The 8,197-nt window shown below is 68.5% G+C and carries 1 protein-coding gene; it reads left to right on the plus strand.

The annotated features are described in order from the left end of the window. The coding region (locus FS665_RS22940; protein WP_145193606.1) for a non-ribosomal peptide synthetase at positions 1-8,197 on the plus strand (8,197 nt) is incomplete at both ends.

Here is an 8,197-nt window from a genome sequence, read left to right on the forward strand (position 1 = left end):
ACACCGGCGAGCCAAGCGCGCCCGAGACCCTGCGCACGGCACTGCTCACGCACCTGCCGGAGTTCATGGTGCCGGCGCTGTTCATTCACCTCGAAGCGCTGCCGCTAAGCCCCAACGGCAAGCTTGACCGCAAGGCACTGCCCGAGCCGGGCGCCCTTGAGGCACGCGTCTACGAAGCACCGCAGGGCGAAACCGAAACCCTGCTAGCCAGCATCTGGCAGGAGTTGCTCGGCGTCGAGCAGGTCAGTCGCCATGACAACTTCTTCGAGCTGGGCGGCCATTCGCTGCTGGCCGTGACCTTGACCTCACGCCTGCGTCAACACGGGTTGCACGCCGATATTCGCGTGTTGTTCGGCCAGCCGACCCTGGCCGCGCTGGCAGCGGCAGTCGGCACCTCGAGCGCTGTACAGGTCCCTGACAACTGCATCACCCCAGGTTGCACCCGTATCACCCCTGCCATGCTGCCGTTGGCCAGCCTGTCGCAGGCGGCCATCGATACCCTGGCCGCGCAGATCCCGGGGGGCGTGGGTAATATTCAGGACATCTACGGCCTGGCCCCGCTGCAGCAAGGCATCCTCTACCACCACCTGGCCAGCGAAGGGGCCGACCCCTACGTGCTGCGGGCACGCTTCGCCTTCCCCGACCAGGCCACGTTGGACGCGTTCGCCAACGCCCTCGATCAGGTCATCGCTCGCCACGACATCCTGCGCACCAGCATTCACTGGCAGCAGCTCGAAGAGCCGGTGCAAGTGGTCTGGCGCGAGGCGCCTCGGCTTGCCGACGCCGTGATCGACCTCAACCAGGCGCCGCTGCTGCGCCTGCTGCAGGACGATTGCGCTGGGCGCGTCGAGGCGACCCTGCTGATTCACCATATCGTCCTCGACCATGCGGCCGTCGAGCAGCTCGTGGCGGAAATCACCGCCCTGCTGCAGGGCCAGGCGCTGACCCAGGCCAGCGTGCCTTATCGCAACTACGTCGCGCAGTCGCGCCTGGGCAATCACCAGCAGGCCGCCGAGGCGCTGTTCCGCGAGCTGCTCGGCGACATCGACGAGCCGACCGTGGTCTACGGCCTGCGGGATGCCGACACCCACGGGCGCCGCGTGCTCGACAGCCGCCAGACGCTGGACGCGGCGTTAGGCCAGCGCTTGCGCGAGCAGGCGCGGCAGGCAGGCGTCAGCCTGGCCAGCCTGGTGCACCAGGCCTGGGGCCAGGTGCTGGCGCAGTTGTCGGGGCGCGAGGAGGTGGTGTTCGGCAGCGTGCTGCTCGGTCGCCTGCAAGGCGGCGAGGGCGCCGAACGGGCGCTGGGCATGTTCATCAACACCTTGCCGCTGCGCGTCAGTGTCGGCAGCGCCCCGGCCTGCGACGGGCTGCGCCTGACCCATCAGCGTCTGGCGCGCTTGCTGGCCTGCGAGCAGGCCTCGCTGGCGCAAGCGCAGCGCTGCAGCGCGGTGCCTGCCGGCCAGGCGCTGTTCACCAGCCTGTTGAATTTCCGCCACAGCGCGGCCAGCCCTGGCGAGCTGCGCCAAGCGTGGCAGGGCATCGAGCAGTTGGAAGCCCATGAGCGCAGCAACTACCCGCTGGTGGTCAACGTCGACGATACGGGCCAGGCCCTGGTGCTGACCGTGCAAGCCGTCGACAGCGTGGACGGCGCCCAGGTCTGCCGCCTGCTGACCACGGCGCTGGAGCGCCTGGCCCAGGCCCTGCAACACGCCCCGGCAACGCCCCTGCAGCAGCTCGACTGCCTGGCTGCGGCCGAGCGCGAGCGGGTGCTGCAGGGCTTCAATGCGACCCGCCGTGACTACCCACGAGAGCACGCCGTGCACACGCTGTTCGGCGCCCATGTCGCGCTGACCCCAGACGCCATCGCGGTAGTCCACCAGCAACAACGCCATACCTACGCACAACTCGACCAGCACGCCAATCGCCTGGCCCATCACCTGCTGGCGCTCGGTCTGCAGCCTGGCGAGCGGGTGGCGCTGTTGCTGCCACGCGGCATCGACCTGTTGGCGGCGCAGCTGGCGTCGAGCAAGTGCGGGGCGGTTTATGTGCCGCTGGACAGCAACGCGCCGGCTGCGCGCCAGGCGTTCATGATTGCCGACAGCCAGGCCCGGCTGCTGCTGACCCACAGCAGCGAGCCACAGGTGGGGCAGGCCCTGCGGGTCGAACTCGATCAGCTGGCCTTGGACCGTTACCCGGCCCACGCACCGGGGCTGCCGGTCGCGGGCGAGGACCCTGCCTACGTCATGTACACCTCTGGCTCCACCGGCACCCCGAAAGGCGTGCAAGTGCCGCACCGGGCCATCGCCCGCCTGGTCATCAACAACGGCTTTGCCGACTTCAACAGCCAGGACCGCGTGGCGTTCGCCTCCAACCCGGCGTTCGACGCCAGTACCCTGGAGGTCTGGGCGGCGCTGCTCAACGGCGCCACACTGGTGGTCATCGATCAAGAGCAGGTGCTGTCCAGCCAAGGCCTGCACGACTGCCTGCTGGCGCAGCAAGTCAACGTGTTGTGGCTCACTGCCGGGCTGTTCCACCAGTTTGCCGATGCGTTGCTGCCGGCCTTCGCCCAACTGCGCTACCTGATGGTCGGCGGCGACGTGCTCGACCCGGCGGTGATCGCTCGGGTGCTGCGCGGCGGCAAGCCTGCGCACCTGCTCAACGGTTACGGTCCGACCGAGGCCACCACCTTCAGCACGACGTTCGAGATCGTCCAGGCAGGCGAAGGCAGCATCCCGATCGGCAAGCCCATCGGCAATGCCCGTTGCTATGTCCTCGACGCTCGTCGGCAACCGCTGCCGGTCGGCGCGGTGGGCGAGCTGTACATCGGCGGCGACGGCGTGGCCCTCGGTTACCTGGGCCAGCCCGCACTCAGTGCCGAGCGGTTCCTCGACGATCCGTTCACTGCGCAAGCGGGGGCGCGCATGTACCGAAGCGGCGATCAGGTCAGTTGGCAGGCCGACGGCACCTTGCGTTACCTGGGCCGCGCCGACCAGCAGGTCAAGCTGCGCGGGTTCCGCATCGAACTGGGCGAAATCCAGGCGCGTTTGAGTGACTGCCCTGGTGTAGCCGAGGCGGCGGTGCTGGTCCGCGAGGACGCCCCAGGTGACAAGCGCCTGGTGGCGTACTTCACTGCCAGTGCCGATGCGCCGGCAATCGCCGCCTTGCATACCCAGCTGCAAACCCAGTTGCCGGACTACATGCTGCCCGCTGCCTACGTGCAGCTGCCCGCCTTGCCGCTGACCGCCAACGGCAAGCTCGACCGCCGCGCGCTACCGGCACCTGGCAGCGATGCCGTCCTGAGCCGCGGTTACCAGGCTCCCGAGGGCGCGGTGGAAACCGCCCTGGCGGCGATCTGGGCCGACGTGCTCAAGGTCGAACAGGTCGGCCGAGACGATCATTTCTTCGAACTGGGCGGCCACTCGCTGCTGGCAGTGACCCTGATCGAGCGCATGCGCAGCGCAGGGTTGAGCGCCGATGTGCGGGTACTGTTCGCACAGCCGACCTTGGCCGCGCTGGCCGCAGCGGTAGGCAGCGGCCGGGAAGTGCAGGTCCCGGCCAACCGCATTGACCCCGCCGCCCAGCAGATCACCCCCGCGATGCTCAGCCTGATCGAGCTGGAGCAGGCCGAGATCGACCGCATTGTCGCCAGCGTGCCGGGCGGCGCCGCCAACGTGCAGGACATCTACCCGCTGGCGCCGCTGCAGGAAGGCATTCTCTACCACCACCTCAGTGCCGAGCGCGGTGACCCCTACCTGCTGCAATCGCGCCTGGCGTTCGACAACCTGGAGCGCCTGCACACTTGGGCCGGGGCCCTGCAGCAGGTCATCGATCGTCACGACATCCTGCGCACCGCCGTGCTCAGCGAAGGCCTGGCGCAACCAGTGCAGGTGGTGTGGCGCAATGCGCGCATGGCGGTCACGGCCATCGACGATTTGCCAGCCGGCTCGGTGATCGATGCCCTGCAGGCGCGCTTCGATGCCCGCCAGCAACGCCTTGACCTGGCCCAGGCGCCGCTGATGCGCTTGCTGTACGCCGACGATCCGCACAACCAGCAGGTGGTGGCGATCTTGCAGTTCCATCACCTGGCCCTCGACCACACCGCCATGGAAGTGATCGCCAATGAGATGCGCCTGATCCTCACCGATCAGCAGGCGCGCCTGCAGCCGCCGGCGCCGTACCGCACCTACGTCGCGCAGGCCCGGCTGGGCTCCGACGCTGCTGGCCACGAGGTGTTCTTCCGCGACATGTTGGGCGATGTCGATGAGCCTACCTTGCCGTTCGGCCTGGCCGATGTGCACAGCGACGGTGCGCATACCGAGGAGGCTCAGCTGCCGGTCGATGCCGCGCTGGCTCGGCGCCTGCGTGAGCAGGCCCGGCGCCGGGGGGTCAGTGCCGCCAGCCTGGCGCACCTGGCCTGGGCGCGCGTGGTGGGCGTACTGGCCAACCGCAGCGACGTGGTCTTCGGCACCGTGCTGATGGGCCGCCTGCAAGCCGGCGAGGGTGCCGACCGCGCCTTGGGCGTGTTCATCAACACCTTGCCACTGCGCATCGACCTGAGCGCCCCGGCGCAGCAGGCGCTGCGCGTCACTCACCAGCGCCTCTCGGCACTGCTCAGCCACGAGCACGCGTCACTGGCCCTGGCCCAGCGTTGCAGCGCGGTGGCCGCATCGCTGCCGCTGTTCAGCGCCCTGTTCAACTATCGCCACAGCAGTGCCGGCGCGGCGCCGAGCAGCGATGCAAGCCTGCAAGGCGTGCGTCTGCTCGGCGGCGAGGAGCGCAGCAATTACCCACTGACCCTGAGCGTCGATGACCTGGGCGAGGGCTTCACCCTCAGTGTACTGGCTGAACCAGGGATGGGCGCTGCACGCATTGCACAGTGGATGGCTGAAGCGTTGGCGCAACTGACCCAGGCGCTGGAGCAGGCTGACGATACCCCCGTGGCGGCGCTGTCAATCCTCGATGCGCCAGCCCGCGCGCAGGTGCTGCACGCCTTCAACGCCACGGCCCGGCCGTATCCGCAGGGCCAGACCGTGCACGCCCTGATCGAGCGCCAGGCGGCGCGCACGCCGCAGGCCGCTGCGCTGGTACAGGAGGGGCAGGTTTTGAGCTATGGCGAACTCAACCGCAGTGCCAACCGCCTGGCCCATCACCTGTTGAGCCGTGGCGTCGCGCTGGGCGAGCGGGTGGCGGTGTGCCTGCCACGTAACGTCGATCGCCTGGTGGCAATGCTCGCGGTGCTGAAAACCGGCGCCGCCTACGTACCCGTGGACCCTGACTATCCTGCCGAGCGCATCGCCTACCTGCTGCACGACAGCGCCCCGGCGTTGGTGCTGACCGACGCCCAGACCCAGGGGCTGGTCGGCGCCACTGCCCAGCTTGCGCTGCATGGCCAGGCCTGGCAGGCGCAGCCCGACAGCGATCCGCAGGTCGCTGGCCTCACGGCCGAGCGACTGGCCTACGTGATCTATACCTCCGGCTCCACCGGCCAACCGAAAGGCGTGATGGTCGAGCATGCGACCCTGGTCAACCTGGTGCACTGGCACTGCGAAGCGTTCGCCGTGGGCGCCGGCTGCCATACCAGCAGCGTCGCCGGCTTCGGCTTCGATGCAGTGGCCTGGGAAGTCTGGCCAGCGCTGTGCGCGGGTGCGGTGCTGCACCTGCCACCTGCGCACATCGCCGGCGAGCACGTCGATGAACTGCTCGACTGGTGGCTGCAACAGCCGTTGCAGGTCAGCTTCCTGCCCACCCCCGTCGCCGAGCAAGCGCTGCGCCGCGAGCGCCAGCACCCCACCTTGCGTACCTTGCTGGTGGGCGGCGACCGCCTGCGCCAGTTCGAGCGCGAGCCAGGCTTTGCCCTGGTCAACAACTACGGTCCGACCGAGGCCACGGTGGTAGCGACCTCCGCTGTGCTGCAGCCTGGTGCTGCGCTGCATATCGGCAGGCCGATCGCCAACACCCAGGTGTACGTGCTCGATGAGCAGCGCCAGCCAGTGCCGGTGGATGCGGTCGGTGAGCTGTACATCGCCGGCGCAGGGGTCGCTCGCGGTTACCTGAACCGGCCACAACTGACCGCTGAGCGCTTCGTCGCCGATCCTTTCAGTGGCGCAGCGGGTGGCCGCATGTACCGCAGCGGCGATCTGGTGCGCTGGAATGCCGATGGCACCCTGCATTACCTGGGCCGAAACGACGATCAGGTGAAAATCCGTGGCGTGCGCGTCGAGCTCGGTGAGATCGAGGCGGTGCTGGCGGCGCAGCCAGGGGTTGCCGCTGCCGTAGTGCTGGTACGTGACGAGCGTCTGCTGGCCTGGTTCACCGAAATTGCGCCAGTGCAGGTCGACGCCTTGCGCGCCGCCCTGCAAAGCTGCCTGCCGGCGCACTTGCTGCCGCTGGCCTTCACCCGGCTGGCGGCGCTGCCGCTGACCGCCCACGGCAAGCTCGACCGCAAGGCCCTGCCTGATCCGGACCCGCAAGCGCTTGCCGGGCAGGCCTACCAGGCCCCGCAAGGGCCGGTCGAAACGGCGCTGGCGCAGGTCTGGGCGCAGATGCTCACGGTCGAGCGGGTAGGGCGCCACGACAACTTCTTCGAACTCGGCGGCCACTCGCTGCTGGCGGTCAACCTGACGGCCCGCTTGCGCCAGCAAGGCCTGCACGTCGATGTACGAACGTTGTTCGGCCAACCGACCATCGCGGCCTTGGCGGCCACCCTGGGCCAAACCCGCCAGGTCCAGGTGCCGGACAACTTGATCGTCGCTGGTTGCCAGCACATCACGGCTTCCATGCTGCCGCTGCTGAACCTGGAGCAGGCGGCGATCGAGCGCATCGTCGCCAAGGTACCAGGCGGCGCTGGCAACGTACAGGACATCTACCCGTTGGCCCCGCTGCAGGAGGGCATCCTGTACCACCATGTCAGCGCGGCCGAGCACGACCCGTACGTGCTGCACTCGCGTTTCGCCTTCGCCAGCCAGACGCAGTTCAAGGATTTCGCGGCGGCGCTGGACAAGGTCATCGAGCGTCACGACGTGCTGCGCACGGCGGTGCTCTGGGATGGTCTGCCACAGCCGGTGCAGGTGGTGTGGCGCCGGGCACCGCTGGCGCTGATCGAGGGCGAGGCACAGTCAGCGCATCTGCCGCTTGCCCAGGCGCCGCTTTTGCGCTTGTACTACCGGCATACCCAGGGCGGGGTCGAGGCGACCTTGCTGTTCCACCACATCGTGCTCGACCACACTGCCATGGAGGTGGTGGGCGAGGAACTGATTGCCCTGCTCGCCGGCAAGGGCCTGCCGGCTTACCCATCAGTGCCGTACCGCAACTACGTGGCGCAGGCGCGTCTGGGCATCAGCCAGGACGAGCATGAGGCGTTCTTCAGCGCGCAGCTGGGCGATATCGACGAGCCGACCTTGCCGTTCGGCCTGAGCGATGTGCAAGGCGATGGCCGCGCTATCGAAGAGGCCCAGCTGTGGCTGGACGACGACCTTGGCTTGCGCCTGCGCGAGCAGGGGCGGCACTTGGGCATCAGCGTCGCCAGCCTGTTCCACTTGGCCTGGGCGCGTCTGCTGAGCGCCGCCAGTGGTCAGGATCGGGTGGTGTTCGGCACTGTATTGCTGGGCCGCCTGCAAGGCGGCGAGGGCGCTGAGCGGGCACTGGGCATGTTCATCAACACATTGCCGCTGCGCCTGGACCTCGCGGGTATCGGCCTGCAGGACGCTGCCCATGCCGCGCATCAGCGCCTCAGCGCATTGCTGGCCCACGAACATGCCTCCCTGGCCCTGGCGCAACGTTGCAGCGGCGTGGCCGCGCCACCGCCGCTGTTCAGCGCCATGCTCAACTACCGCCACAGCCGTCTGGCCACAGCGGATCAGCAGCAGGCAACCGCGGGTATCGAAAACCTGGCAAGTCAGGAACGCAGCAACTACCCGCTGGGCTTGAACGTGGATGATACCGGGGCAGGCTTCCGCCTGGTCGCCATGACCCCCGCCGAGGTCGGCGCGGCGCGGATCTGTGGGCAGATGCACCAGGTGCTCGCGGCCATGGTCGAGGCGCTCGAACATGAACCGCAGTTGCCGGTGCAGCGCATACCTGTCTTGCAGGCCGCAGAGCGCCAGCAAGTGGTGGTCGAGTTCAATGCTACTGCTGTCGATTACACCCTCGATCAGACCCTGCACGGGCTGATCGAGGCCCAGGTCGCGCGTACGCCGGA

The organism is Pseudomonas sp. URMO17WK12:I11, assembly GCF_007677725.1.
Taxonomy (GTDB): domain Bacteria; phylum Pseudomonadota; class Gammaproteobacteria; order Pseudomonadales; family Pseudomonadaceae; genus Aquipseudomonas.